This window comes from Thermoactinospora rubra, assembly GCF_002093975.1.
Lineage (GTDB): Bacteria > Actinomycetota > Actinomycetes > Streptosporangiales > Streptosporangiaceae > Nonomuraea > Nonomuraea rubra_A.
The window spans coordinates 1-23,265 of sequence record NZ_MSZZ01000051.1 but is presented as its reverse complement, the minus strand read 5'-3'; the positions used below and the strand labels follow the sequence as shown (position 1 = coordinate 23,265).

The 23,265-nt window shown below is 72.3% G+C and carries 30 protein-coding genes and 1 pseudogene; 12 read left to right on the top strand and 19 right to left on the bottom strand.

The genetic code is table 11. The features are described from left to right. Positions 1-20: 20 nt before the first annotated feature. On the bottom strand, positions 21-779 hold the full coding sequence (locus BSB02_RS31310; protein ID WP_084964462.1) for a TetR/AcrR family transcriptional regulator C-terminal domain-containing protein: 759 nt from the start codon (positions 777-779) through the stop codon (positions 21-23). A 57-nt stretch (positions 780-836) separates the two neighbouring features. Between BSB02_RS31310 and BSB02_RS31305 the strand changes: the two genes are divergently transcribed. After that, a complete protein-coding gene (locus BSB02_RS31305; protein ID WP_084964460.1) occupies positions 837-1,667 on the top strand; it encodes an alpha/beta fold hydrolase in 831 nt (276 codons plus the stop codon). On the opposite strand, the gene BSB02_RS31300 is transcribed toward BSB02_RS31305, so the two are convergent. Beyond that, entirely contained in the window at positions 1,655-1,852 is a 198-nt protein-coding gene (locus tag BSB02_RS31300) for an EF-hand domain-containing protein (RefSeq protein ID WP_084964458.1), read from the bottom strand. The two genes, BSB02_RS31305 and BSB02_RS31300, sit on opposite strands and share 13 nt — an antisense overlap. An 11-nt stretch (positions 1,853-1,863) precedes the next feature. Next, positions 1,864-2,733 (bottom strand): LysR family transcriptional regulator, encoded by an 870-nt coding sequence (locus BSB02_RS31295; protein WP_084964456.1) that lies wholly within the window; start codon positions 2,731-2,733, stop codon positions 1,864-1,866. A gap of 61 nt (positions 2,734-2,794) precedes the next feature. Here BSB02_RS31295 and BSB02_RS31290 point away from each other — a divergent pair, with 61 nt between their 5' ends. The 3 genes from BSB02_RS31290 to BSB02_RS31285 are packed head-to-tail and all read left to right on the top strand — an operon-like array spanning position 2,795 to position 5,794. Beyond that, positions 2,795-3,775, top strand: coding sequence for an aldo/keto reductase (locus BSB02_RS31290; protein WP_084964454.1), 981 nt, complete (start codon positions 2,795-2,797; stop codon positions 3,773-3,775). A 52-nt stretch (positions 3,776-3,827) separates the two neighbouring features. Next, positions 3,828-4,118, top strand: a complete 291-nt coding sequence (locus BSB02_RS40055; protein ID WP_143591375.1) for a hypothetical protein — start codon at positions 3,828-3,830, stop codon at positions 4,116-4,118. After that, positions 4,115-5,794, top strand: coding sequence for an alpha-amylase family protein (locus BSB02_RS31285; RefSeq protein WP_084964452.1), 1,680 nt, complete (start codon positions 4,115-4,117; stop codon positions 5,792-5,794). Before BSB02_RS40055 ends, BSB02_RS31285 begins: the two co-directional genes overlap by 4 nt. A 352-nt stretch (positions 5,795-6,146) precedes the next feature. On the opposite strand, the gene BSB02_RS31275 is transcribed toward BSB02_RS31285, so the two are convergent. Beyond that, positions 6,147-6,737, bottom strand: coding sequence for a TetR/AcrR family transcriptional regulator (locus tag BSB02_RS31275; protein ID WP_084964448.1), 591 nt, complete (start codon positions 6,735-6,737; stop codon positions 6,147-6,149). Positions 6,738-6,809: 72 nt separating this feature from the next. On the opposite strand from BSB02_RS31275, the gene BSB02_RS31270 reads away from it, so the two are divergent. Together BSB02_RS31270 and BSB02_RS31265 are read left to right on the top strand one after the other, a co-directional pair. Continuing rightward, positions 6,810-7,253 (top strand): SDR family oxidoreductase, encoded by a 444-nt coding sequence (locus tag BSB02_RS31270; protein ID WP_143591373.1) that lies wholly within the window; start codon positions 6,810-6,812, stop codon positions 7,251-7,253. Then, positions 7,253-8,005, top strand: coding sequence for an alpha/beta fold hydrolase (locus tag BSB02_RS31265; protein WP_084964444.1), 753 nt, complete (start codon positions 7,253-7,255; stop codon positions 8,003-8,005). Before BSB02_RS31270 ends, BSB02_RS31265 begins: the two co-directional genes overlap by 1 nt. Here the strand turns inward: BSB02_RS31265 and BSB02_RS31260 are convergent. From BSB02_RS31260 to BSB02_RS31240, 5 genes are all read right to left on the bottom strand, one after another. Then, on the bottom strand, positions 7,998-8,396 hold the full coding sequence (locus tag BSB02_RS31260) for a VOC family protein (RefSeq protein ID WP_084964549.1): 399 nt from the start codon (positions 8,394-8,396) through the stop codon (positions 7,998-8,000). The genes BSB02_RS31265 and BSB02_RS31260 overlap by 8 nt on opposite strands. Before the next feature lie 37 nt (positions 8,397-8,433). Further along, positions 8,434-9,174 (bottom strand): cytochrome d ubiquinol oxidase subunit II, encoded by a 741-nt coding sequence (locus BSB02_RS31255; RefSeq protein ID WP_084964442.1) that lies wholly within the window; start codon positions 9,172-9,174, stop codon positions 8,434-8,436. 11 nt (positions 9,175-9,185) lie between these two features. Further along, a complete protein-coding gene (locus BSB02_RS31250) occupies positions 9,186-10,439 on the bottom strand; it encodes a cytochrome ubiquinol oxidase subunit I (protein ID WP_084964440.1) in 1,254 nt (417 codons plus the stop codon). A 97-nt stretch (positions 10,440-10,536) separates the two neighbouring features. Beyond that, positions 10,537-11,205 carry a response regulator gene (locus tag BSB02_RS31245; RefSeq protein ID WP_084964439.1) on the bottom strand — a complete coding sequence of 223 codons (669 nt, stop codon included), beginning with the start codon at positions 11,203-11,205 and terminating at the stop codon, positions 10,537-10,539. Between the two features lie 25 nt (positions 11,206-11,230). After that, entirely contained in the window at positions 11,231-12,328 is a 1,098-nt protein-coding gene (locus BSB02_RS31240; protein WP_240506793.1) for a sensor histidine kinase, read from the bottom strand. A gap of 32 nt (positions 12,329-12,360) precedes the next feature. On the opposite strand from BSB02_RS31240, the gene BSB02_RS31235 reads away from it, so the two are divergent. Next, a complete protein-coding gene (locus tag BSB02_RS31235; protein ID WP_084964437.1) occupies positions 12,361-12,576 on the top strand; it encodes a hypothetical protein in 216 nt (71 codons plus the stop codon). 2 nt (positions 12,577-12,578) lie between these two features. Here BSB02_RS31235 and BSB02_RS31230 read toward each other — a convergent pair whose 3' ends face one another. The 7 genes from BSB02_RS31230 to trpD all read right to left on the bottom strand — a co-directional run bounded on the left by BSB02_RS31230 (position 12,579) and on the right by trpD (position 18,142). Continuing rightward, a complete protein-coding gene (locus BSB02_RS31230) occupies positions 12,579-13,550 on the bottom strand; it encodes a fatty acid desaturase family protein (RefSeq protein ID WP_240506791.1) in 972 nt (323 codons plus the stop codon). Positions 13,551-13,660: 110 nt separating this feature from the next. Further along, positions 13,661-14,836: a low temperature requirement protein A gene (locus BSB02_RS31225; RefSeq protein WP_084964433.1), complete on the bottom strand. Its 1,176-nt coding sequence runs from the start codon at positions 14,834-14,836 to the stop codon at positions 13,661-13,663. Between the two features lie 117 nt (positions 14,837-14,953). Next, positions 14,954-16,102, bottom strand: coding sequence for an amidohydrolase family protein (locus tag BSB02_RS31220; RefSeq protein ID WP_084964431.1), 1,149 nt, complete (start codon positions 16,100-16,102; stop codon positions 14,954-14,956). A gap of 56 nt (positions 16,103-16,158) precedes the next feature. Further along, positions 16,159-16,368, bottom strand: a complete 210-nt coding sequence (locus BSB02_RS31215; protein WP_084964429.1) for a hypothetical protein — start codon at positions 16,366-16,368, stop codon at positions 16,159-16,161. A gap of 12 nt (positions 16,369-16,380) precedes the next feature. Beyond that, positions 16,381-16,728: a YybH family protein gene (locus BSB02_RS31210; protein WP_084964427.1), complete on the bottom strand. Its 348-nt coding sequence runs from the start codon at positions 16,726-16,728 to the stop codon at positions 16,381-16,383. Between the two features lie 4 nt (positions 16,729-16,732). Next, the gene (locus BSB02_RS31205) at positions 16,733-17,053 is read right to left on the bottom strand and encodes a DUF3140 domain-containing protein (protein ID WP_084964425.1); all 321 of its coding nucleotides are present in this window, start codon (positions 17,051-17,053) and stop codon (positions 16,733-16,735) included. A gap of 48 nt (positions 17,054-17,101) precedes the next feature. Beyond that, entirely contained in the window at positions 17,102-18,142 is a 1,041-nt protein-coding gene (gene trpD / locus BSB02_RS31200; RefSeq protein WP_084964423.1) for an anthranilate phosphoribosyltransferase, read from the bottom strand. Positions 18,143-18,380: 238 nt separating this feature from the next. Between trpD and BSB02_RS31195 the strand changes: the two genes are divergently transcribed. Then, the gene (locus BSB02_RS31195; RefSeq protein WP_084964545.1) at positions 18,381-19,463 is read left to right on the top strand and encodes an LLM class flavin-dependent oxidoreductase; all 1,083 of its coding nucleotides are present in this window, start codon (positions 18,381-18,383) and stop codon (positions 19,461-19,463) included. Further along, positions 19,460-20,053, top strand: a complete 594-nt coding sequence (locus tag BSB02_RS31190) for an FMN reductase (protein WP_084964421.1) — start codon at positions 19,460-19,462, stop codon at positions 20,051-20,053. The genes BSB02_RS31195 and BSB02_RS31190 overlap by 4 nt, the downstream gene beginning before the upstream one ends. Before the next feature lie 154 nt (positions 20,054-20,207). On the opposite strand, the gene BSB02_RS31185 is transcribed toward BSB02_RS31190, so the two are convergent. The 3 genes from BSB02_RS31185 to BSB02_RS31175 all read right to left on the bottom strand — a co-directional run bounded on the left by BSB02_RS31185 (position 20,208) and on the right by BSB02_RS31175 (position 22,214). Next, on the bottom strand, positions 20,208-20,612 hold the full coding sequence (locus tag BSB02_RS31185) for a VOC family protein (RefSeq protein WP_084964419.1): 405 nt from the start codon (positions 20,610-20,612) through the stop codon (positions 20,208-20,210). A 70-nt stretch (positions 20,613-20,682) separates the two neighbouring features. Beyond that, positions 20,683-21,876 (bottom strand): RNA polymerase sigma factor, encoded by a 1,194-nt coding sequence (locus tag BSB02_RS31180; RefSeq protein WP_084964417.1) that lies wholly within the window; start codon positions 21,874-21,876, stop codon positions 20,683-20,685. Beyond that, positions 21,870-22,214: a YciI family protein gene (locus BSB02_RS31175; protein ID WP_084964415.1), complete on the bottom strand. Its 345-nt coding sequence runs from the start codon at positions 22,212-22,214 to the stop codon at positions 21,870-21,872. Before BSB02_RS31175 ends, BSB02_RS31180 begins: the two co-directional genes overlap by 7 nt. Positions 22,215-22,475: 261 nt before the next feature. On the opposite strand from BSB02_RS31175, the gene BSB02_RS31170 reads away from it, so the two are divergent. The 3 genes and pseudogenes from BSB02_RS31170 to BSB02_RS31160 all read left to right on the top strand — a co-directional run. Continuing rightward, a complete protein-coding gene (locus BSB02_RS31170; RefSeq protein WP_084964413.1) occupies positions 22,476-22,757 on the top strand; it encodes a metal-sensitive transcriptional regulator in 282 nt (93 codons plus the stop codon). A 33-nt stretch (positions 22,758-22,790) separates the two neighbouring features. After that, positions 22,791-23,003, top strand: coding sequence for a heavy-metal-associated domain-containing protein (locus BSB02_RS31165; protein WP_084964411.1), 213 nt, complete (start codon positions 22,791-22,793; stop codon positions 23,001-23,003). Then, positions 23,000-23,265, top strand: a pseudogene (locus tag BSB02_RS31160) (hypothetical protein); the annotation flags it as partial. The gene BSB02_RS31165 and the pseudogene BSB02_RS31160, both read left to right, overlap by 4 nt.

The window sequence follows — 23,265 nt, the reverse complement described above, 5'->3', positions numbered from 1 at the left end:
AAGTTCCGGTTGCAAGGGGTTCAGCGTGACGCGGCTTCGATCCCGTCCAGGAGTACGGCCAGGCCAACGGTGAAAACGTCTTCGATCGCGGCCGGATGGCCGATGCCGGACGTCTCCCGGGACAGGCGCGCGGAGCGCGGGAACCGCTCGGCGAAGTCGGGCGCCAGCTTGGCGAGCCGGGACGCGCGGTCGATCCACCATTGCTGGTCGGGCACGCCGGTGGCGGAGGCGGCCTGGCGGGCCTCGGCGGCGGTCTGGGCGTTGCCGCGCACGTAGTGGAAGAGCGTGCTGACCACGCCGCGCAGCGTCCTGGCGGGCAGTCCCGCGCCCTCCAGGATCTCCAGGAGCCGTTCGAGGACGGCCTGCTCGTTCGGGCCGAGGACGGGACGGGCGTAGGAGACCTGGACCACCCAGGGGTGGCGGAGGTAGAAGGCGCGCAGGTCGTGGGCCCAGGCGGTGACGGCCTCGCGCCAGGTTCCCGACTCGCGGGCCTCGCCGAGCAGCTCGGCGTGGGCGCGGTCGTACATCAGGTCCAGCAGTTCGGCCTTGCCGGGCACGTACGTGTACAGCGCCATCGACGAGCAGCCCAGCCGTTCGGCCACGGTGCGCATCGACAGCCCGGCGAGGGAACCGGCGTCGGCCACCTCGATCGCGGCGGCCACGATCGCGTCGAGCGTCAGCGTGGGCCGTGGGCCGGGAGCCCTGCGCGGCTCGGGCGGCGGACCCCACAGCAGGGCCATCGACCGGCTGGCGTCTCCCTGCCCGGCGAAGACGTGCACGATAACTCCTTATGGCGTAAGGTATTCGTTGTGACAAACAATCTACAGCTTACGGAATTGCACGACGGCAGCTCCATCGAGGTGGAGGTGTGGGGCGACGGTCCCGCCCTCCTGCTCCCGGTCGACCCCAGGCCCGCCGAGGGCGCGGAGGCGGAGGAGAAGCGCAAGTGGGGCATGGACCCGGCGCTGGGCCGCTCGCTGATCGACGGCCTGTCCGACGCCTTCCGGGTCATCGCGTTCGACTACGAGGGCCACGTCATGGCCAAGCCCAAGCCGGACACGCTGACGCCGGACTCCATCGCCGCCGACTTCCTGGCCGTGGCCGACGCCGCCGGGGCGGACCGGTTCGCCTACTACGGCTACTCGTGGCTGGCGCTGAGCGGGCTCCAGCTGGCCATGCGCACCGACCGGCTCACGGCGCTCGTCATGGGCGGCTTCCCGCCGCTGGGCGGGCCGTACCAGGAGATGCTGAAGGTCACCATGGCCACCCACGAGCTGGCGGGCGCGGCGCCCACGGGGAGCACGGCCGAGCCGGGCGACTGGGACTCGGCGGAGGTGACGCTGTCCAAGGAGCAGACCCGGCAGTTCGTCACGCTCTACGAGGCGCTGCGCGGCTTCGACGACCGCGACGCGCAGCGGCTGGTCCGCTGTCCCCGGCTGTGCTTCGCGGGGACGGCCGACGTGATCGAGTACGGCGAGCGCTGGGGCGGCGTGCGCGTCGACATCGCCGGCCCGGTGCGCGAGCGGCGGGCCGAGCTGGAGGCGCTCGGCTGGCAGGTGCGGGAGCTGGAGGGCCTGAACCACATCCAGGCCATGCAGCCCGCCAACGTGCTGCCGGTGCTGCGCCCCTGGCTGCTCGCCACGCTGGGCGGCGGTCAGCTCAGGTAGGCGCCCAGCTCCTCGGCGTTGATCAGCCCGTCGCCGTCCTGGTCGAGCTGGGCGATGGCGGCCTGGGCGCGCTCGACGGTGATCGGCTGGCCGAGCACCTCCATCAGGCGGACCAGCTCCTCGGCGGAGATGAGCCCGTCGTTGTCGGCGTCGATCAGCTTGAAGGTGGCCTGGTAGTCGTTCATGCCCCGAGACCTTAGTGGGACCGCGACAGCGCGTCGAGGAAGACTCGGACGTGGGGACGGCGGTCGCCCGCCCGCCACGCGACCGCCAGCCGGGCGGGCGCCAGCCCGGCCACCGGCCGGTAGACCACGCCCGGCCGCTTGTAGAGCGCGGCGTTGCCCTCGGCGATGAGGGCCACGCCGAGCCCGCTCGTGATCCCCTCGAACGCCTCGTCGGCCGTGCCCGCCGTGAGGGCGACCACGGGCTCGTCGCTCCTGGCGTCCATGCCCAGCCAGAAGTCCCGCAGCGGCCCGGCGCTCGCGGGGAGCGCGATGAACGGCTGGTCCAGCAGCTCCTCCAGCGCGATCTCCGATCGCCCGGCCAGCGGATGGGACTCGGCCATGGCCAGGAACCGGCGCTCGGTCGCCAGCACCCGCGTCTGGACGCCCGGCGCGGCGGGCAGCCAGACGAAGGCCACGTCCGAGCTGCCGTCGGCGAGCCCGGCGCTGGGGTCCTCCCAGCTCACCAGCCGCAGCGACACCTCCCAGCCGGGCATCGCCTCGCGGAAGCGCCGCAGCGTGTCGTGCTGGATGCCGCGCCCCACGGCGGTCTGCATGCCGACCACCAGCGTCCCGGCAGGCGCCGCGGCCCGCGCCGCCTCGACGCCCGTGCCCCAGCGCTCCAGCAGCTCGCGGGCGTACGGCAGCAGCGCCCTGCCGGGCTCGGTGAGCGCCACCCCGCCGCGCACGCGCTCGAACAGCGTGAGGCCCAGCTGCCGTTCCAGCGCCCTGAGCTGCTTGGACAGGGCGGGCTGGGAGACGAACAGCCGCTCGGCCGCCCGGGTGACGTTGAGCTCCTCGGCCACGGCGACGAAGTAGCGCAGGTCCCGCAGGTGGACGTCCATAGCCAATGGTTATCGCAACAGGTCTTGGACGGCAAAGCCGCCCGGACCACAGGATCGGGGCATGAAGACACGCGAACTTGGAAACCTGCGGGTCCCGGCGATCGGCTTCGGGGCCATGGTGCTCTCGCCGGGCATCTACGGCGACATCGACGACGCCCGCGGCGAGCGGGCCGTCCGGGCGGCCCTGGACGCGGGCGCCGTCCACGTGGACACCAGCGACGCCTACGGCCCCGGCGGGCACAACGAGAAGCTGGTGGGGCGGGCCGTGAAGGGGCGGCGGGAGGAGGTGGTCCTCGCCACCAAGTTCGGCCTGGCCGTCCCCGAGGGAGAGGAGAGCAGGCCCTTCCCGGTGGGCTACGCCTTCGGCGAGCTGCGCGTGAACGCCGAGCCGCGGCTGGTGCGCCGCTACGCCGAGCGGAGCCTGGCCAACCTGGGGACCGACGTGATCGACCTGTACTACCTGCACTATCCCGACCCCGGAGTGCCCATCGAGGAGACCGTCGGGGCGATGGCGGAGCTGGTCCGGGCCGGGCTCGTCCGGCACCTGGGGCTGTCGAACGTGACCGGCGAGCAGCTGCGGCGGGCGCATGCGGTGCACCCGATCGCGGCCGTGCAGAACGAGTGGTCGATGTGGCGGCCCATCGACTCAGGCCTGCTGGCTGCGGCCAGGGAGCTGGGAGCCGGCGTGGTGGCCTGGAGCCCGCTGGGCAGCGGGTTCCTGGCCGGGAGCGTGAGCGAGGTGGGCGAGGGCGACTTCCGGCGGCACGCGCCGCGCTTCTCGGCGGAGAACCTGGCGGCCAACAACGACCGGTACGCCCCGGTGCGCGACCTGGCCGTGGACCTGGGGATCACCCCCGCGCAGCTGGCCCTGGCGTGGCTGCTGCACCAGGACGACCACGTCGTGGCCATCCCGGGCAGCCGGACCCCCGGCCACATCGCGGAGAACGCGGCGGCGGCCGACATCACGCTGCACCCGGACACGCTGGAGCGCATCGGCAAGGCGCTGGCCAGGTTCGAGGTCAGCGGAGGGACCCTGCTGTGAGGGCGCTGACGGCCACGCTGCTCGCCGCCGTGCCGGCCGCCGTGCTGGCCGCTTGCGGCTCCACCGAACCGGCCGCGGCCCCGGCCGGGAGGTGATCGGCGGCACGCTGCGCGTCCTGCGGATCGTCCAGGCCCGGCCCGACGGGCAGCGGCTCCTGGTCCACTGGGCGCCCGCAGGGTCGGACGGCTGGCGGGCCCACTACGACTTCACCGTGGCCGGCGGGCGGATCGTCCCGGGCCGGCCTGCAGTACGCCGGCTGACCTGGCGGCTGACCTGCCGATCGGCGGGAGCCGTACGGCAAAGCGTTCACCAAGCGCCCGCCGGGGTAGCGGGAGGTCCGTGAGACTGACCTTTACCAGCGACCTGTGGTGGAAGAACGCCGTCATCTACTGCCTGGACGTGGAGACGTTCAAGGACGGCAACGGCGACGGGGTCGGCGACTTCCGCGGGCTCACGCAGCAGATCGACTACCTGGCCGGGCTCGGTGTCACGTGCCTGTGGCTCATGCCGTTCTTCCCGACCCCGAACCGGGACGACGGCTACGACGTCGTCGACTTCTACAGCATCGACCCCCGTCTGGGCACGCTGGGCGACTTCGTCGAGTTCATGCGCACCGCCAAGGACCGGGGCCTGCGGGTGATCGCCGACCTGGTCGTCAACCACACCTCCGACCGGCACCCGTGGTTCCAGCAGGCCCGCTCCAGCCGCGACAACCCCTATCGCGACTGGTACGTCTGGTCCGACACCCCCGAGCCCGACGACCCCTCCCAGGTCGTCTTCCCCGACAAGGAGAACTCCTTCTGGGAGTTCGACGAGCGCACGGGCCAGTACTACCTGCACAGCTTCTACAAGCACCAGCCCGACCTGAACGTCGGCAACCCCGAGGTCCGCGACGAGATCGCCCGCATCCTCGGCTTCTGGATGGAGCTCGGCCTGTCCGGCTTCCGGGTGGACGCGGTGCCGTACCTCATCCAGAACGTCAACCCCAAGCTCCCCGACCCCCACGAGTTCCTGCGGGACCTGCGGGCCTTCATGTGCCGGCGCGAGGGCAGCTCGATCCTGCTGGGCGAGGTCAACCTGCCCTACGACGAGCTGCTGGCCTACTTCGGCGACGGCAACGGCGACGAGCTGACGATGTGCTTCGACTTCGTCACCATGCAGCGCGCGTGGCTGGCGCTGGCCAGGGGCGAGGCCGCGCCGCTCGCCGCGGCGCTGCGCGAGCGGCCCAGGCCGCCCAAGGACTCCCAGTGGGCGGTGTTCCTGCGCAACCACGACGAGCTCACGCTGGACAAGCTCACCGAGGAGGAGCGCCGGGAGGTCTTCGAGGCGTTCGGCCCCGACAAGGACATGCAGATCTACGGCCGGGGGCTGCGGCGCCGCCTGCCGACCATGCTCGGCGGCGACCTGCGGCGCGTCAAGATGGCCTACAGCCTGCTGTTCTCCCTGCCCGGCACGCCGGTGCTGTTCTACGGCGAGGAGATCGGACTGGGAGAGAACCTGCGGGCCGAGGGCCGCATGGCGGTCCGCGTGCCGATGCAGTGGGCGCCGGAGGGCGGCTTCAGCCTCGTCGAGCCTGAGCGCGACATGCCCGAGGGGGCCTACTCGCCCGAGCGCGTCAACGTCGCCGACCAGAAGCGGGACCCCGGCTCGCTGCTGCGCTGGATCCAGCTGCTGATCGAGCGCTACCGCGAGTGCCCCGAGCTGGCCTGGGGCGAGACCACCGTGCTGGACTGCGACCATCCGGCCGTGCTGGCCTACCGGTGTGACGCCGAGGAGGCCACGGTCGTGGTGGCGCACAACCTGAGCGACAAGGCCGTGGACGCGGAGCTGACGCTGAAGGGGCTGCGTTCGTGCGTGCTCACGGACCTGCTGACCGACGACACCTTCCGCATCGGCGACCGGGACGCGGTGGAGCTGCCGCTCGACCCGCACGGCTCGCGGTGGCTGCGCGCCACGACGCCCGAGGTGCCGCCCGAGGACGCCTCGGTCAAGGCGCGGGCGACGGCCTCTCCGTCGTGAGGAGCTCTCCGGATCCGCTTCACGGGTGATTCTTTACGGGCGTCAGTCAACTAGCCTCACCGCATGACATCCGCGAGCACCGCGTGCTGAGGCAGCGTCTGGCCTTCCCGGCGGCCGACTGGGCGAGCGCCGCCCTCGTGCTGGGGAACGCACGCGGATCGTCCGCGAGCTGCACGGCATCGTGGCGCACAGCGTCAGCATGATGACCATGCAGGTCGGCGCGGTTCGGCATGCGGGAGCGGGTGGCGATGTTCAACGGCCGTCTCACCGCGGGCCCCGCCGCCACCGGCGGCTACAGCGTCCACGCGGTGCTGCCGCTGTGAGCCCCGGCCCGGTACGGCGGCGCGCCTGGTCAGCGCGCTCGCGGCCACACCCGCATGGCCAGCTCGGCGATCCGCGCCAGATCCTCGCGTGAGGCGCCGTCGCGTGCCTGGGTGGACATGCCCTGGATGACCGAGGCGTAGAACGCGGCCAGCCCCGCGCTGTCGGTGCCGGCGGGCAGCAGCCCGGCCGCCACGTCAGCCTCGATCTTGGCACGGAGCGCCGCCTTGGCCGCGTCCCTGAAGCCGCGCAGCCACTCCTGCACCTGCGCGGACTCCGGCCCGCAGTTCACCGCCCCGGAGATGATCAGACAGCCCGGCGGATGCGCAGGGTCGGTGTACTCGACGGCCAGCTCCCTGAGCATGCGCCCGATCGCGGCGTGCGCGGTCGGCTCCTCACGCAGCGCCCTGGTGGTGAAGGCGCCGTGGGTCTCCTGGTAGCGCCGCACGACCTCCTCGAACAGCCTCCGCTTGTCGCCGAAGGCCGCATACAGGCTGGGCGGCCGGATGCCCATCGCCTCGGTGAGCGCCGCGACGGAGGTCGCCTCGTACCCGTGCCGCCAGAACGTGAGCAGGGCGCTCTCGAGCGCCGCGTCCCGGTCGAAGGCTCGCTGTCTGGCCATGGCCAAATTCTATAGCGATCGCTATGTTATGGTTTATGTATCGATCGCTACAGAAATGTGGGGGTGCGTGTCATGAAGACCGCGCTGGTCACGGGTGCGAGCAGGGGCATCGGCAGGGCCGTCGCGCTGCGGCTGGCCGCCGACGGATTCCGCGTCGTGGTGAACTACGCCCGCGACGAGGTGGCGGCCAAGGAGGTGGTGGCCGCGGCCGGGGGCGGCGCCTTCGCGGTCCGCGCCGAGCTGGGCACCCCGGGCGCCGTCGAAGCGCTCGCCGACGGGCTGGACCGGGTGGACGTGCTGGTCAACAACGTCGCGCCGGGAATCGTGGACACCGACATCAACGCCGGCTGGCTGCGCGGCAACCCCGAGGCGATGGCGTACGCGGTGTCGCGGCACGCCCTGGGACGGCTGGCCACGCCCGAGGAGATCGCCGACGTGGTCGCCTTCCTGGCCTCCGAGCGGTCCGCCGTCGTCACCGGCACCACCGTGGACGCCACCGCGGGAGGGGAGCTCTGATGCCGGAGGTCAACGGGGTCCACTACGCGGTCGCGGGCAGCGGTCCCGGGCTGGTCATGGTCCACGGCACCGGCGGCGACTCGGTCACGAACTTCGCCCACCTCGTCGACCGCTTCACCGACGTGCGCACGGTGGTCACGCCGGACTACGCCGGCAGCGGGCGCACCTACGACCCCGGCGGCGAGCTGACGCTTGACCTGCTGGTGAAGCAGGTCGCCGCCGCCTTCCCCGGCCCCTCGGACCTGGTCGGCTTCTCCCTGGGCGCCGTCGTCTCGGCCGCCCTGGCCGCCACGCGTCCGGAGCTGGTGCGCCGCCTGGTGCTGATCGCGGGCTGGACCCACACCGAGGATCCCCGTCTCCGGCTGGGCCTGGAGACGTGGGCGCGGCTCGCCTCGAGCGACCCGAAGGCGTTCGCCGCCTACGGTCCGCTGGTCGCCTTCAGCCCACGCCACGTCAGCTCCCTGGGCGAGGAGGGGGTCAAAGCGCTCCTGTCGGCCCAGGCGCCGCCCGGCACCGCCCGGCAGATCGAACTGGACCTCCGGGTCGACCTGCGCCCCCTGCTGCCGCGCATCACCTCGCCCACGCTCGTGATCGGCGCCACGCAGGACTACCTCGTCCCGGTGGAGCACGCCCGCGCGATGCACGCCGCCATTCCCGGCAGCCGCTACGCCGAGCTGGACAGCGGCCACGTCGTCGTGCACGAGCGGCCCGTCGAGCTCAGCCGGCTGATCAGGGAGTTCATCGTCAGGTGACGTCGCCGAGCTCCTCGAAGAGCGTCAGCTGCAGCCCGGCCGGGCCTTCGAGGCGCGAGTTCAGCGAGTTCCACGGCGTGCGGGTGGGCGGGGCGACCACGGTGGCGCCCGCCCCGGCCAGCCGGGCGGTGGCCTCGGTGGAGTCGTCCACCTCGAAGGCGACCCGGATGTGTCCCGCCACCCGCCGCCCCACCTCGACCCGGTCGATGAACTCGGCCTGGTTGGGGTCGGCGATCTCCAGGGTGGCGCGGCCGGCCTCCAGGATGGTCACGCGGCCGTCCGGGGAGGAGTAGGCCTCCCGCTCCGGCAGGCCCAGCACGTCCCGGTAGAACCGCAGCGCCTCCTCGTAGTCCTCCGCGGTGACGACGAGGCGAAGTTCACGAACGCTCATGCCGGTCACAAGAGCCCGCACCGCCGCGCTATTCCCCTCAGAGATACGACGGCCCGCTCACGCGGTGCCGGAAGGTCCACCACACCCAGGCCTGCGCGGCCACGAGGAAGGGGATCAGCCCCGCGACCACCGGCGCCAGGAAGGCCGAGGTCGCGCCGGACGCCAGGTCCAGCCGCGTCCCCGCGATCACGCCGACGGCGACGAGCGCGGCCGCGGTCAGGGCGTAGGTCCGCCACTCGGCCGCCCCGCCGGACAGCACCCCGGCCCGCTGCCGCAGCGTGCCCCGCAGCCGCAGGGCCGCGAAGGCGAGCCCGTGCAGCGCGAACAGCACCGCCACGACCACGGCCGGGACGATCCCGACCGGTCCGGCCAGGCCGAGCAGGACGCCGCCCAGCAGCGTGCCCAGGCTCAGCGCCAGGACCCAGCTGCCGGCCACCACGGCGCCGTCCCAGAAGGCCTGCCACCGGCCGCCGGGCAGCCGGCCGCGCAGCCACAGCCCCATGTCGCGCAGGACCCAGCCGGCCAGCAGCGCCACCACGGCGGCGTGGTTGCCGCTGAGCAGCTCGCCCTCCAGCGTGGGGAACAGCCCGGCGAGCACTCCGGCCGTGGCCACGAGCCAGACCTCGTTGCCCAGGAAGAAGGGCGCGATGGCGGCGATCGCCTCGCGCCGCTCGCCCGCCGTCCGGCCCAGGTACGGCAGGACCATGCCCACCCCGATGTCCTGGCCGCCGAGCACGAGGTAGCCGAGGGCGAAGAAGGCGAGGACGAAGATCTCCATGGCGGGTTTCCTCAGTAGCTCAGGGCGGGTTCGGGGGTCTCGGCGGTACGGCTCGCGCCCAGCGCCACCGTGCCGGGGTCGCGGCGCGCGGTCCTGGCCAGCAGCCAGTAGTTGACGACGATGAGCACGCCGAACAGGGTGGTGAAGACGACCAGCGAGGCGAGCGTCTGGCCCCGGGTGAGGGGCGAGACCGCGTCGGAGGTCCGCAGCAGCCCGAACACCGCCCACGGCTGGCGGCCCAGCTCCCGGAACAGCCAGCCCGCGATCGTCGTGACGAAGGGGATCGGGATCATCAGGGTCAGCAGCCAGTGCCAGGGGCGCAGGCGCAGCACCGCCGGGCGGAAGGCCATCAGCACGACGCTGACGAGCGAGACCAGCAACATGACCGCGAACAGGGTCATCATGACGGTCCCCGCCGCGTGCACGGCTCCCACCGGCGGCAGGTAGTCGCCGGGCCCGTGGACGGCCTCCATCTGAGCCTGCGCCTCGGCCAGCCGTTCGGGGCTGTTGACCCAGGCGGCCACCTTGGTCGGCTGCATGCTGTCGAAGGACACGCCGCCGAAGGAGGCGGTCAGGAACAGCGCGGGCAGGCTCACCCCCACGCCCAGGCGCAGGCTCTTGCGGAAGAACTCCTGCTCGTGCGTCCGCCTGCGCAGGTGCCAGGCGCTCACTCCGGCCATGAAGAAGGCGCCGACCACCAGCCCGGCCGACAGGACGTGGCCGAAGGCCGTCAGCGCCGCCGGATTGGCGACCATCGCGCCGAAGTCCACCAGCTCCAGCCCGCCGTTGACGAGCCGGTGGCCCACCGGGTTCTGCAGGAACCCGTTGGCGATCATGATCCAGAACGCGCTCGCGTAGGCGGTGAGCGTGACCACCCAGATCAGCGCCAGGTGCGCCCACCGGTTCAGCCGGTCCCAGCCGAAGATCCACAGCCCCAGGAACGTCGACTCGATGAAGAACGCCACCAGCGTCTCCAGGGCCAGCGAGGCGCCGAACACGTTGCCCGCGAAGTGCGTCAGCCCGCTCCACGACAGCCCGAACTGGAACTCCATGACCAGGCCCGTGACGATGCCCATCGCGTAGTTGATCACGTAGAGCTGGCCCCAGAACCGGGTCATCCGCATGTGAACCCGGCTGCCGGTGAGCGTGGCGCGCGTCTGCACGATCGCGACCAGGGTGGCCAGGCCCAGCGTCAGGGCGACGAACAGGAAGTGCGCCCCCGCGGTGAGCGCGAACTGCAACCGGGCGAGCTCTACGGCGTCCATGCCCCAGATGGTCCCGGTACGGCTCCCGCCGCCGCGTCATGCCGGAGCGTGCACCGTCCCTACATCCCGGGTATCAGGCGTGGCCGGGCCGTACGACTCAGGAAGTAAGCCAGCCCGGCGTGACCATCCCGGCCTCGTAGGCCAGTACCACCAGCTGGGCCCGGTCGCGCACGCCCAGCTTGGTCATGATGCGGCTGACGTGCGTCTTGGCCGTGGCGGGGCTGAGCACCAGGCGCGCGGCGATCTCGTCGTTGGACAGGCCCTGCGCGACCAGCGACAGGACCTCGCGCTCGCGCTCGGTCAGGCCGTTCAGCTCGGGGCCGGGCTCGGGGCGCTTGACCCGGCCGGCGAACTCGGCGATCAGGCGGCGCGTGACGGACGGCGCGATCAGCGCGTCGCCCCTGGCCACCACCCGCACCGCGTGGATCAGTTCGGCGGGCTCGGTGTCCTTGACCAGGAAGCCGCTCGCGCCCGCCCGCAGCGCGCCGTAGACGTAGTCGTCCAGGTCGAAGGTGGTCAGGATGACGACCCTGACCTCCTCCAGCCGGGGATCGGCGACGATCCGCCGGGTGGCCTCCAGGCCGTCCAGCCGCGGCATGCGGATGTCCATGAGGACCACGTCGGGACGCAGGTCGCGGGCCTTGGCGACGGCCTCCTCCCCGTCGGCCGCCTCGGCGACGACCTCGATGTCCTCCTCGTCGCTGAGGATCGAGCGGAAGCCGGCGCGCACCAGGGTCTGGTCGTCGGCGAGCAGGACGCGGATCATGGGTTCCTCCGATGGGGCTGGCGGATCACCGGGCGCTCACCAGGGGGAGGCGGGCCACGACGCGGAAGCCGCCCTCCGGCCGCGGACCGGCCTCCAGGCTGCCGCCCAGCGCGGTCGCCCGCTCGCGCATGCCCTGGATGCCGAAGCCGGTGCCGTCGGTGAAGGTGGCGCCCGGGCCGGAGTCCTCCACGCGCACGACCAGGTCCTCGCCGTCGCGGCCGACCGTGAGGGCGGCGTGGTCGGCGCCCGAGTGGCGGGCGACGTTGGTCAATGCCTCCCTGATGATCCGCGTGGCGGCGATGTCGACCTCGGCGGGCAGGTCCGTCAGCGGGCCCGAGACGGTGGTGACGACCTTCAGCCCGCTCTCGCGGACCAGCTCGTCGAGCCGGGCCAGGCTGCCGGCCGGCGCCGTCGGGGCGTGCTCGTCGACCTGGCGCAGCATGCCGAGCGTGGTGCGCAGCTGGCGCAGGGTCTCCTTGCTGGTGTCCTTGATCGTCCGTAGGGCCGCCTCGGCCTCCTCCGGCCGCTTGCGGATGCCGTGCAGGGCCGAGCCGGCCTGCACGTTGATCATGGAGATGTTGTGGCCGATGACGTCGTGCAGCTCGCGCGCGATGCGCAGCCGTTCCTCGGTCTCCCTGCGCTTGGCCTCCTCCTCCTTGGCGTGCTCCATCTCGGCGCGATAGGCGCGCCTGTTGCGGGTCACGCCGCCCGCGGCGATCGTCGCGACGACGCCCTCGGCGACGATGAGGAAGGAGGTGTCGTCGATGTGCCGCTGCGAGGAGCTGATCTCGCCCAGGCCCATCAGCAGCAGCGCGGTGCCGCCCGTGACGATGGCGGCCAGCAGGTAGCCCCGGTCGGCGGCGGTGTAGAGGGCCACGATGGGCAGGATGATCATCGGGCCGTCGAGCCGGGCGTAGGGGTAGTACACCAGCGTGGCCGCGGTGATCACGACGAGGGCCGCCACCGGGTACCGGTGCCGGAGGAACAAAGCCGCGCACGCCACCGCCGGCAGCGCGAAGTCCAGCACGTTCACGGGCTCGTGAGCGCGCAGGGCGGCGGACAGGACGGTGCCGACGACGACGGCGACGACGATCGCGATCGTCACGATCGTCCTGGTTTGCATGATCCCCACTCTAGCTTGGGTAGAAGACAGGGATGAGTATCCAGGACGAACTTCGCCAGGTCGACGAGGACCTCGCCAAGTTGCGCGCCTCGGCGGCCGACCTGCGAGAACAGATCTCCGACATGGGCCCGGGCGACGCCGTCGACCGCGCCTCCATGATGACCATGGCCGAGGAGCAGGAACGGCTCATCGCCGACCTGCAGGCCCGGCGGGAGCAGCTGCAGCGCCGCCTCGACGGCGCGACGTGAGGCTACCCGGCACGCAGCGGGGCGCCGACCGCGTGCAGGTGCCGCAGCGCCTGGCGGTAGGAGTCGAGCAGGCCCGTCTCGGCGTACTCGACCCCCAGCTCGGCGCAGTAGGCCCGGACGATCGGCTGGGCGCGCCGCAGGTTCGGCGTGGGCATGTTGGGGAACAGGTGGTGCTCGATCTGGTAGTTCAGCCCGCCCAGCGCCACGTCGAGCAGCACGCCGCCCCGCACGTTGCGCGCCGTGAGCACCTGCTTGCGCAGGTAGTCCAGCGACGTCCGGCCGGTGAGGGTCGGCATGCCCTTATGGTTGGGCGCGAACGTGCACCCGAGGTAGACGCCGAAGAGTCCCTGGTGGAGGGCGAGGAACGCCACGGCCTTGCCCGGTGACAGCACGGCGAAGACCGCGCCCAGGTAGCAGGCGGAGTGCGCGGCCAGCAGTGCCGCCTCCACCCAGCGGCCCCTGGCGTCCGGCCGCAGCAGGGCGCGGAAGCTGGCCACGTGCAGGTGCCAGGCCTCCAGGGTGAGGAGGGGGAAGAACCAGAAGGCCTGGTGCCTGGCCACCAGCCGCGGCAGCCCCCGGCTCTCGGCTGCCTGCCCGGCCGACCAGACGATGACCGCGGGGGAGACGTCGGGGTCGTGCTCCTCGTGGTTGGGGTTGGCGTGGTGCCGCGTGTGCTTGTCGGTCCACCAGTCCCAGCCGAGCCCGATGCACAGGTTGCCGATGATCCGCCCGGCCGCGGTGCTCGGGCGGCGGCGCCGGAAGACCTGCCGGTGCCCCAGATCGTGGGCGATGAAGCCGAACTGCGCGAAGACCACGGCCAGGCCGGCCGCGACGAGCAGCTGCCACCAGGAGTCGCCGATCAGCGCGAACGCCGCCCACCCTCCGGCGTAGGCCAGCGCCCACGCGCCGACGCGGACCGCGTAGTAGACCGGGCGCCGCTCCAGCAGGCCCGCGTCCGTGATGCGCCTTGCCAACCGGGAGAAGTCGCTCCCCTTCGTCTCCGCCGTGCCCGCGCTCACCGTGACATGTCCCCCGTCCGCCCGATCTTTGGGTGTCGCCCCAGCCAAGAGTGACGGCCCGGAGGTCAGGGCGCAAGCTCGGGGTTCCGGCTCCCGCGCCGGACGAGCACGGCGTCCCAGATCGCCACCGCCCAGACGACCAGCATGGCGGCGGCGGCCAGCGCGAGCGGCGGCACCGCCTTCGCCAGCGGGATGAGCGCCACGAGCACGGCCACGGCCAGGACGCGGTTGATCGGCACGTAGCCGAACACCGCCCGCTTGAACAGCGCGTGACCGGCCAGGAACAGCGCGGGGCCGCCGCAGACCATGACGGCCGTCCACCACCTGTCGCCGTAGGCGCCGGGGTGGGCGATCACCAGCTCGTCGCCCACGGCCGCCACGATGATGCCGGCCACCATCGGCAGGTGGATGAAGGTGTAGGCGGAGCGGCCCAGCCGCCCGGGGTCGTCGGAGGCGGCGATCGCCTGGGCGGCGGCCTCGGCCGTACGGTCGAAGTACACCCACCACAGGGCCACGCTGCCGAGGAAGGCGACCACGAACGCGGCCATGGCCCCCGCGCCGAAGTGGTGCTCTTGCAGCGTGGCGCCGGTGACCAGCACCGACTCGCCCAGGGCGATGATGACGAACAGCTGGCAGCGCTCGGCCATGTGGCCGCCGTCGATGGTCCAGTCGGAGGTCGCCGACCGGCCCAGCCGCGGCGTCAGGTAGCCGTGCCAGGGGGCGGTGTACTCGATGAGGACCGCCAGTGTCCACAACACGCCCCGGGCGGCGCCCTCCACGAAGGCGCCGGCGATCCACGGGACGGCCGAGACGACCATCCACACCAGCACCCGGGCGAAGACGAGCTGGACGGCCTCGCCCCTGGCCAGCAGCGTCACCACGATGGTGCGGCCGAGTTGGATGGCGACGTAGGCGCCGGCGAACAGCAGGGCGCCGCCGTCGAAGGCGCTGGGCAGCGCGGCGGCCATGACCAGCCCGGCCAGCATGACGCCTGCCAGCGTCAGCCGCAGCGCCGGGTGCTCGGGGCTGAGGTAGTTGGTGGTCCACGTGGTGTACATCCACGCCCACCAGACCGCCAGCATCAGCAGCGCCGTCTGCGCGACGCCGGCCGGGCTGAGGTGGTCCAGCAGCAGGTGGGACAGCTGCGTGACCGCGAAGACGTAGACGAGGTCGAAGAACAGCTCGATCGGCGCGACGCGACCGCCCAGGCCGCTTCTCGAGCGCAGAATCTCGGCGGTCACGGCTCACCCTTCAGAACGCGACTCCCTCCAGCGGGACGATCCGCATGCCTGGGACATCGCCGCTGCCGGTCGGTCATCATCGTAGGTGGCGCGGGCGGCCCGCGCGCCGCCGGCGGTTCACGGCCCCACGCGGGTGCCCATCCGGTAGACGGCGACCGGCCGCCGCAGGGCCGCGACGTCGGCCAGCGGATCCCCGTCGACGACGAGGAGGTCGGCGTCGTAGCCCGGGGCGATGTGGCCCTTCCTGTCCGCGACCCGGCACGCCAGCGCGGCGCGCGACGTCATGGCCCGCAGCACGTCGATCGGCTCGAACCCCAGGTCGGCCGCCATCTGCGCGCCCCACGGCAGGACGCCGTGCGGCTTGGGCGGCCCGATGCCGGCGTCGCTGCCGATCACGTACGTCACCCCGGCCTCCCCCAGCGTGCGCAGCACCTCGCTGAGCTTGGGGAGGAGCCGCCGCATCCGGGGCGGCGGCTCGCCCGCGCCGGGAACGAACCCGAGCGTGAGCGACGCGATCGCCGAGGACGCGGCCAGCCGGGCGACCACGGCCGGGTCGGCCTCCGCGGAGTCCTCGGTGAGGAAGGAGCAGTGCTCGACCGTGTCGAACCCCGCCTCCAGCGCCAGGACGATGCCCTCGCGGCCGTGCGCGTGCCCGGCGATCGGCAGCCCGTGCACGTGCGCCTCCTCGGCCGCCGCCTTCGCCTCGGCCGCGGTGAACTGCGCCCGGTGGGAGTGGGTGCCCGGCGTCAGCTCGCCGCCGGTGAGCATCATCTTGACGACGTGCGCGCCGCGCCTGGCCCTTTCCCGTACGGCCTGCCGTACCTGCTCCTCGCCCGCCGCCTCGCCGCCGAGGAACCAGCAGTGGCCGCGCGGCGAGGTGATGGGCGGCCCGGCGGCGAGCACCTCGGGGCCGTTCACGCCGAGGCCGAGGCGCAGCGCGAGGAAGCCGCGGTCGCCCAGGTCGCGCACGGTGGTCACGCCCGCGGCGAGCTGGCGCCCGGCCGAGTCCCGCATCACCTCCAGCAGTTCCTCGTCGCCGAGGCGGGTGACGCGGTCGACGACGTCGGGGCCGGCGTCGAAGGCGAGGTGGACGTGGGCGTCGATGAGGCCGGGCAGGAGGGTGGCCTCGCCCAGGTCGATGTCGGGGTCGACGTCGGCCGTCCGGCCGGGGGCCACGCTCGTGACGCGGCCGTCCCGGACGGTCACGACCTGGTCGTGGAGGAGGTCCCGGCCGTCGAAGACGCGGCGGGCGCGCAAGGTGAGCATGCGCCCATGGTCCCTCCGCGGGCCCGGCGGCGCATGAGTACGCCCTACTCAGACACTTATTGGGAGAGCCTGTCGAACAGGGCGATCGCGGCCGCCCGCACCTCCTCCGGCGCGATCCCCTCCAGGGTGCTCCTGGCGTGGGCGGCGTCGCGGGTGGTGGCGCAGGTGATCGCGACGGAGTGGGCGGCCGCGCGGTCGACCGATCCCTCCGGTGCCCGCTCGGCCAGTTCCTGAGCGGTCGCGGCGAGGTCGAGATTGTCTGTCACAGGTGCTCTCTATCACTCGGCGGGCTGTTCCATCCACCACTCGGTGAATTCGCGGCACCTGCCGTCGGGGCTGAAGCGGATCACCCACAGGTTGCTGAAGGTCTGGTCGGGGTAGCGGGTCGTGCCCTGGACGACGCCCACGTCGCCGTCCACGGCCACCGTCCGCCACTCGAAGTTGGCCTCCCCGGGCTGGTCCGCGCGGGCCAGCCAGTTGGCCACGATCTCCTCGCGGCCCTCCCACGGCGCGCTGAACGGCTCGGTGTGGTACCGGGCGTCGTCCGTGAACAGGCTGGCGATGTCGTCGGGATCGTTGGAGTTCCACGCCCTGACGTAGCCGTCGATCCAGGCCTTCAGGTCCATCTGACTAGTCTCGCAGAGGGTCGTGTCCCACCGACATCAGCTCATGCCGGACTTCGTCGCGTTTGGGATCCTCGCCCCGCCGTTCCTCCACGAACTCGATCACCTGGCGCATGACCCGGAGGTCGTCCGGCGTCAGGTCGACCTTGCGCTTGCTCAGGATGTGCAGCACGCCGCGGCCGAGCCCGCCCACGCCCAGGTCGGGGTCGGCGGGGAAGGCGGTCTCGCCGGACGCATCGGCCAGCAGGAAGGCGCGCAGCTCCTCGGAGGTCATGTTGACCACCCGGTGGAACTCCTCCCACAACAGGTCCTCGTGCATCTCTGCCATGTCTGCGCGCCTACCCACATTCGCGTGGAGAACTCGTGCCGAGAGGCCCTACACGGAGAAGTGCGCCCTGGAGGCCCGGACCCAGCGCTCCAGCAGCTCCCCGGCCGCGCCGGAGTCGACCGCCTCGGCCGCCCGCCCGTACGCGGCGGCGAGCCGCCCGGCCAGCTCGCCGGGCTCCGGGGCGCCCTCCGCGGCGACCATCGCGGCGGCGGCGTTGAGCAGGACGATGTCCCGCACCGGTCCCGGCCGCCCGGCCAGCACGGCCCGCGCCGTCTCGGCGTTGCGTACGGCGTCGCCGCCCCGCAACCGGTCGTGCGTCGCGCGGGGGATGCCCAGGTCGGCCGCGTCGAACCGGGTCTCGGCGACGCGGCCGTGCCGTACCAGCCAGACGGTCGAGGGCGCGCACGTGGTCAGCTCGTCCAGGCCGTCGTCGCCGCGGAAGACCAGGGACGAGCAGCCGCGCCGGGCGAAGACCTCGGCCACGACGGGCGCGAGCCGCGAGTGGGCGACGCCCACGGCCTGGGCGCGCGGCCGGGCCGGGTTGATCAGCGGGCCCAGGAGGTTGAAGACGGTGGGGACGCCGATCTCGCGGCGGGCCGGTGAGGCGTGCCTGAGCGCCGGGTGGTACAGCGGCGCGAACAGGAAGCCGATGCCGACCTCCTCGACGACGGCCGCGGCGCGCTCCGGCGGCAGGTCGACGGCGACGCCGAGCTCCTCCAGCAGGTCGGCGGCCCCGCAGGAGGACGAGGCGGCCCGGCCGCCGTGCTTGACCACGGTCACGCCCGTGGCGGCGGCGACGACGGCGGCCATGGTGGAGACGTTGACCGTGCAGGCCATGTCGCCGCCGCTGCCCACCAGGTCCACGGCTTCGCGGCGGACGCCGACCGGGGTGGAGCGGGCCAGCATGGCGTCGGCCAGGCCGGTCAGCTCCTCCGGCGTCTCGCCCTTGGCCCGCAGGGCCACCGCGAACGCGGCGATCTGCGCGTCGGTCGCCCGGCCCGAGACGATCTCGGCCATCGCCCGCGCGGCCTCGTCCGCGGTGAGAGACTCGCTGTCGAGGAGCCGGGGGAGGAGGGTCTTCCAGATCATCGATGCACCTTCCGAAGTCGTCGGCAAGGCGCCCGGGAACGACGAAGGCCGCCTCGCCGAGGCGGCCGTTGTTGCTGTGCTGCGCCGTACGCAGACCCGTGGACCGCCTAGGAGGCGGGCCACCACTGGCTGCGGTTCGCGATCACGAGGGAGAGTCTAGCGGGGCAGAAATAACCGCACCGCCCTGGGCGTTCCACTGGCGATTGAATTTTCAACTACATGAGGAGCGGCGGCCATGATGCAGTTCGGAGTCTTCACCGTGGGCGACGTCACGCCCGATCCCACGACGGGCCGCACACCCACCGAACACGAGCGGATCAAGGCCATGGTCGCCATCGCGCAGAAGGCCGAGGAGGTGGGCCTGGACGTCTTCGCCACCGGCGAGCACCACAACCCGCCCTTCGTGCCGTCCTCGCCGACGACGATGCTCGGCTACGTCGCCGCGCGCACCGAACGGCTGATCCTGTCCACGGCCACCACGCTGATCACCACCAACGACCCGGTGAAGATCGCCGAGGACTACGCGATGCTCCAGCACCTGGCCGACGGCCGGGTCGACCTGATGATGGGCCGCGGCAACACCGGCCCGGTGTACCCGTGGTTCGGCAAGGACATCCGCGACGGCATCCTCCTGGCGATCGAGAACTACGCGCTGCTGCACCGGCTGTGGCGCGAGGACGTCGTGGACTGGGAGGGCCGCTTCCGCACGCCGCTGCAGGGCTTCACCTCCACGCCCCGCCCGCTCGACGGGCTGCCGCCGTTCGTGTGGCACGGCTCGATCCGCAGCCCGGAGATCGCCGAGCAGGCCGCCTACTACGGCGACGGCTTCTTCGCCAACAACATCTTCTGGCCCAAGGAGCACTTCCAGCGGCTGATCGACCTGTACCGCGACCGCTTCGAGCACTACGGCCACGGCACCCGCGAGCAGGCCATCGTCGGGCTCGGCGGCCACGTGTTCGTGCGCCGCAACTCCCAGGACGCCATCCGCGAGTTCCGCCCCTACTTCGACAACGCGCCGGTGTACGGCCACGGCCCCTCGCTGGAGGACTTCATGGCCGAGACGCCGCTCACCGTGGGCAGCCCGCAGCAGGTGATCGAGCGCACGCTGAGGTTCCGCGAGTACTTCGGCGACTACCAGCGCCAGCTGTTCCTCATCGACCACGCGGGACTGCCGCTCAAGACCGTCATGGAGCAGCTGGACTTCCTGGGCGAGATCGTGCCGGTGCTGCGCAAGGAGTTCGCGATCGGCCGCCCGGCGAGCGTGCCCGACGCGCCCACGCACCAGTCGCGGCTGGCGCGGCTGAAGGAGGTGACGGCGTGAAGCTCGTGACCGTCTCCGCGGGGCTCAGCGTGCCGTCGGCCACGCGCCTGCTGGCCGACCGGCTGGGCGAGGCCGCAGCGGCCCGCGTGCCCGGCCTGGAGGTGCGGGTCGTGGAGCTGCGGGACCTGGCCGTCGACGTCGCCAAGGCCTTCGTCACCGGGTTCCCGGGCACGGCGCTGCGCGAGGTGCTGGACGAGGTGGCCGGGGCCGACGCGCTCATCGCCGTCACGCCCATCTTCACGGCCTCCTACAGCGGCCTGTTCAAGTCGTTCTTCGACGTGCTGGACAGGGACGCGCTGGCGGGCAAGCCGGTGCTCATCGCGGCCACCGGCGGCACGGCGCGGCACTCGCTGGCCCTGGAGCACGCGGTCCGGCCGATGTTCGCCTACCTGCGCGCCGTCGTCATGCCGACGGCGGTCTACGCGGCCGCCGAGGACTGGGGGAGCTCGGAGGGGCTGGCCGAGCGGATCGAGCGGGCCGCGGGCGAGCTGGCGGCGCAGCTGCTCAACCAGCCGGTACGGCGGGCGGCCGCGCCATTCGTGCCCTTCGACCAGCTGCTCGATTCGGTACGCCCCGCCTCCGGAACGTGACAAACGTTGTGATGGACACGTAAAAGCGGACGTTCTGGCCATCCGCAATCCGGTGAGTTACGGTCGGGGTCCAGAGGAAGACCTGCACCGCATGTGGGGGGCGTTCGACCCGGGCCTCCGCGACACCGGCCCGGGTCGAACCCGGTCTGGCTCCTCATCCCGTCGCCGGGTTCAGCGGGGCGTACAGGTTGACCCCGTTGCCGTCCGGGTCGAGCACGGTCGCGTACCGCATGCCCCAGGGAGCGTCGAACGGCTTGGCCATCCCCCGGTAGCCGGCCTCCGCCAGCTCCCCGTACTTGGCGTCGACGTCGGCCGGCGTGGGGAAGCCGAAGCACAGCATGGTGCGCCGGCCGCCCTCGCCCCTCGTCCATCCGGGCAGGAACGGCGTCATGAACTCCTCGGCGTCGAGCATCAGGTGCACCCCGTTGGCCATGTCGCAACCGGCGTGCCCGGGGAAGGCCGGATCCACCTGGAACTTCAGCCCGAGGCGGGAGTAGAAGGCCAGCGAGGCGTCCATGTCGGAGACGACGACGTCGATGTAGGCGAGGTCGGGATTCATGTGCTGACTCCTTCGTCGGGATCTTCGGGTTCCGCGGCTTTCACAGACAAGACGAACGGGCGGCGCCGTTTCACGACAGCAGCCGCTCCTCCAGCAAGGCTTGTTGCGCCGGATTCCCGGTGAGCTCCAGCGCCCGCCGGCCGGCCGCCCGCGCCTCCTCGGTCCTGCCGAGCTCCCGCAGCAGCTCGGCCCGCGTGGCGTGGTAGAGCGCGTACCGGTCCAGCGCCTCGCCCAGTTTCTCCACCTCGGCCATCGCCTCCTCCGGGCCGCGCGCGTGCCGTACGGCTATCGCCCGGTGCAGCCGGGTCACCGCCGAGGGCGCCAAGGCCAGGAGCATGTCGTAGAGCACGACGATCTGCGGCCAGTCGGTCTCCTCCCAGTTCGGGGCCTCGGCGTGGCAGGCCGCGATGGCCGCCTGGAGCTGGTAGGGGCCGGGGGCATGGTGGCGGCGGGCCGTACGGGTGAGCAGGCGGATCGCGGCGTCGATGGCCTCGTGGTCCCACAGCCGGCGGTCCTGGTCCTTCAGCAGCACCAGGCGGCCGTCGGGGGAGAAGCGGGCGGCGCCGCGCGCCCGGTGCAGCCGGATCAGCGCCAGCAGGCCGGCCACCTCCGGCTCCTCCGGCATCAGCCCGGCCAGCAGCGAGGCCAGCCATTCCGCGTCGTCCACCAGATCGCGGCGGTGCGCCTGGCCGCCGGAGCTCGACAGGTAGCCCTCGTTGAACATCAGGTAGACGACCGTCAGCACCTGGTTCAGCCGCGCGGGCAGCTCCTCGTCCCTGGGCACGCGGTACGGGATGCCCGCCTCGGCGATCTTGCGCTTGGCGCGGGTGATCCGCTGCGCCACGGTGGCCTCCGGCACCAGGAACGCCGCGGCGATCTGCGCGGTGGTCAGCCCGCAGACGACCCGCAGGGTGAGCGCCACCTGCGCCTCCCTGGACAGGGCCGGGTGGCAGCAGGTGAACAGCAGCCGGAGCCGGTCGTCCGGCTCCGGCGGCACGGGCCACTGGACCTGGGCGAGCTTGGCGCGGTAGGTGGCCTCCCTGCGCAGGACGTCCAGCCCGCGCCTGCGGGCCACGGTGAACAGCCAGGCGTCCGGCCGCTCGGGGACGCCCTCGACCGGCCAGTGCTTGAGCGCCGCCTCCACGGCGTCCTGCACCAGGTCCTCGGCGGCCGAGAAGTCCCCCAGCAGCGAGACCAGCGCGGCGGCCAGCCGGCCCGCGTGCTCGCGGACCGTCCTGGCCAGCGCGTCCTGGGTGGTCACCATTCGACCGGGCGGATCTCCACGACGGGACACCCCGGCCAGGAGCGCGCCGCGGCGATCGCCTCGTCCAGGTCGTTCAGCTCCATCTCCACGTAGCCGCTGACCACCTCCTTGCCCTCGACGAAGGGCCCGTCGGTGATCAGGGGCTCGTCGCCCTCGCCGAGCCGTACCGTCGTCGCGGTGTGCGCGGGCTGGAGCTTGGCGCGGTGGGTGATCCTGCCGGCGTGGTCGTCCAGCCACCGCATGACCTTCTCCACCGCGCGGTCGCGCTCGTCCTGGCTCATGGCCGCGAGCTCCTGCTCGAACTGCTCGGTCTCGACGAACAGCAATGCGTACTTCACGTGAACCACCTCCTGCCCTTCAGACGATCGGCGCGACGCCGTACACGACAAGTCTCCTCGTCAACTTCAAGTTGACCCTTCACCAAACGTCAACCTATGGTTGACGCATGACTCTGATTGTCCGCCTCCTGGCGGTGCTCATCGTGGTGGGGGTCCTGGCGGCGGCCCTCTGGTGACCTGCTTGGCGAACCTCCTGGGCGAAGGCGCTTGAAATACCATAGGGGGGTATGGTGTTATGGGAGGGCGGCGAGAGGAGGGGACATGGCCGGCTACGCCGACACCAAGCAGGACCACCAGCGCAGGTTGCGGAGAATAGAGGGACAGGTTCGCGGCCTGCAGCGGATGGTCGAGGACGACAAGTACTGCATCGACATCCTGACCCAGGTGTCGGCGGCCACCAGCGCCCTGCGGTCCTTCGCGCTCTCGCTGCTGGAGGAGCACCTGGCCCACTGCGTCGCCGAGGCCACCCTCAAGGGCGGCCCGGAGGCCGAGGCCAAGGTCAAGGAGGCCTCCGACGCCATCGCGCGACTCGTCCGTTCCTGAACAATGCCGAGATTTTCCGAAGGAGAGATTGATATGGCCACCGCGACCTACACCGTGAAGGGCATGACCTGCGGCCACTGCGTCAGCTCGGTGAAGGAGGAGGTCGGCGAGGTGCCCGGCGTCACCGGCGTCGAGGTCGACCTGGCCAGCGGGCTGCTGACCGTCGACAGCGACGGCCCGATAGACCCGGCGAAGATCGCCGCCGCGGTCGAGGAGGCCGGGTACGAGGTGGTGAGCTCGGCGTGAACACGGCGGCCAAGCTCGGCGCCTACGCCCTCGGGCTCGCCGTCGTCTTCGGCGGCGCCCTGGGCGTGGGCGCCGCCGTCGGCGAGGTGCGCACGCCCTCCCCGGCGCCCGTCCACAGCGGGGAGAGCGCCCACGGCGCGCAAGCCTCCCCCAGCGCCCCGGCCACGGCCGGCCACGGCGGCCACGCCGCCACCCCGGCGCCGCAGACGGCCGGGAACGATACCCCCGGAGGGCTTCAGGTGTCCCAGAACGGCTACACCCT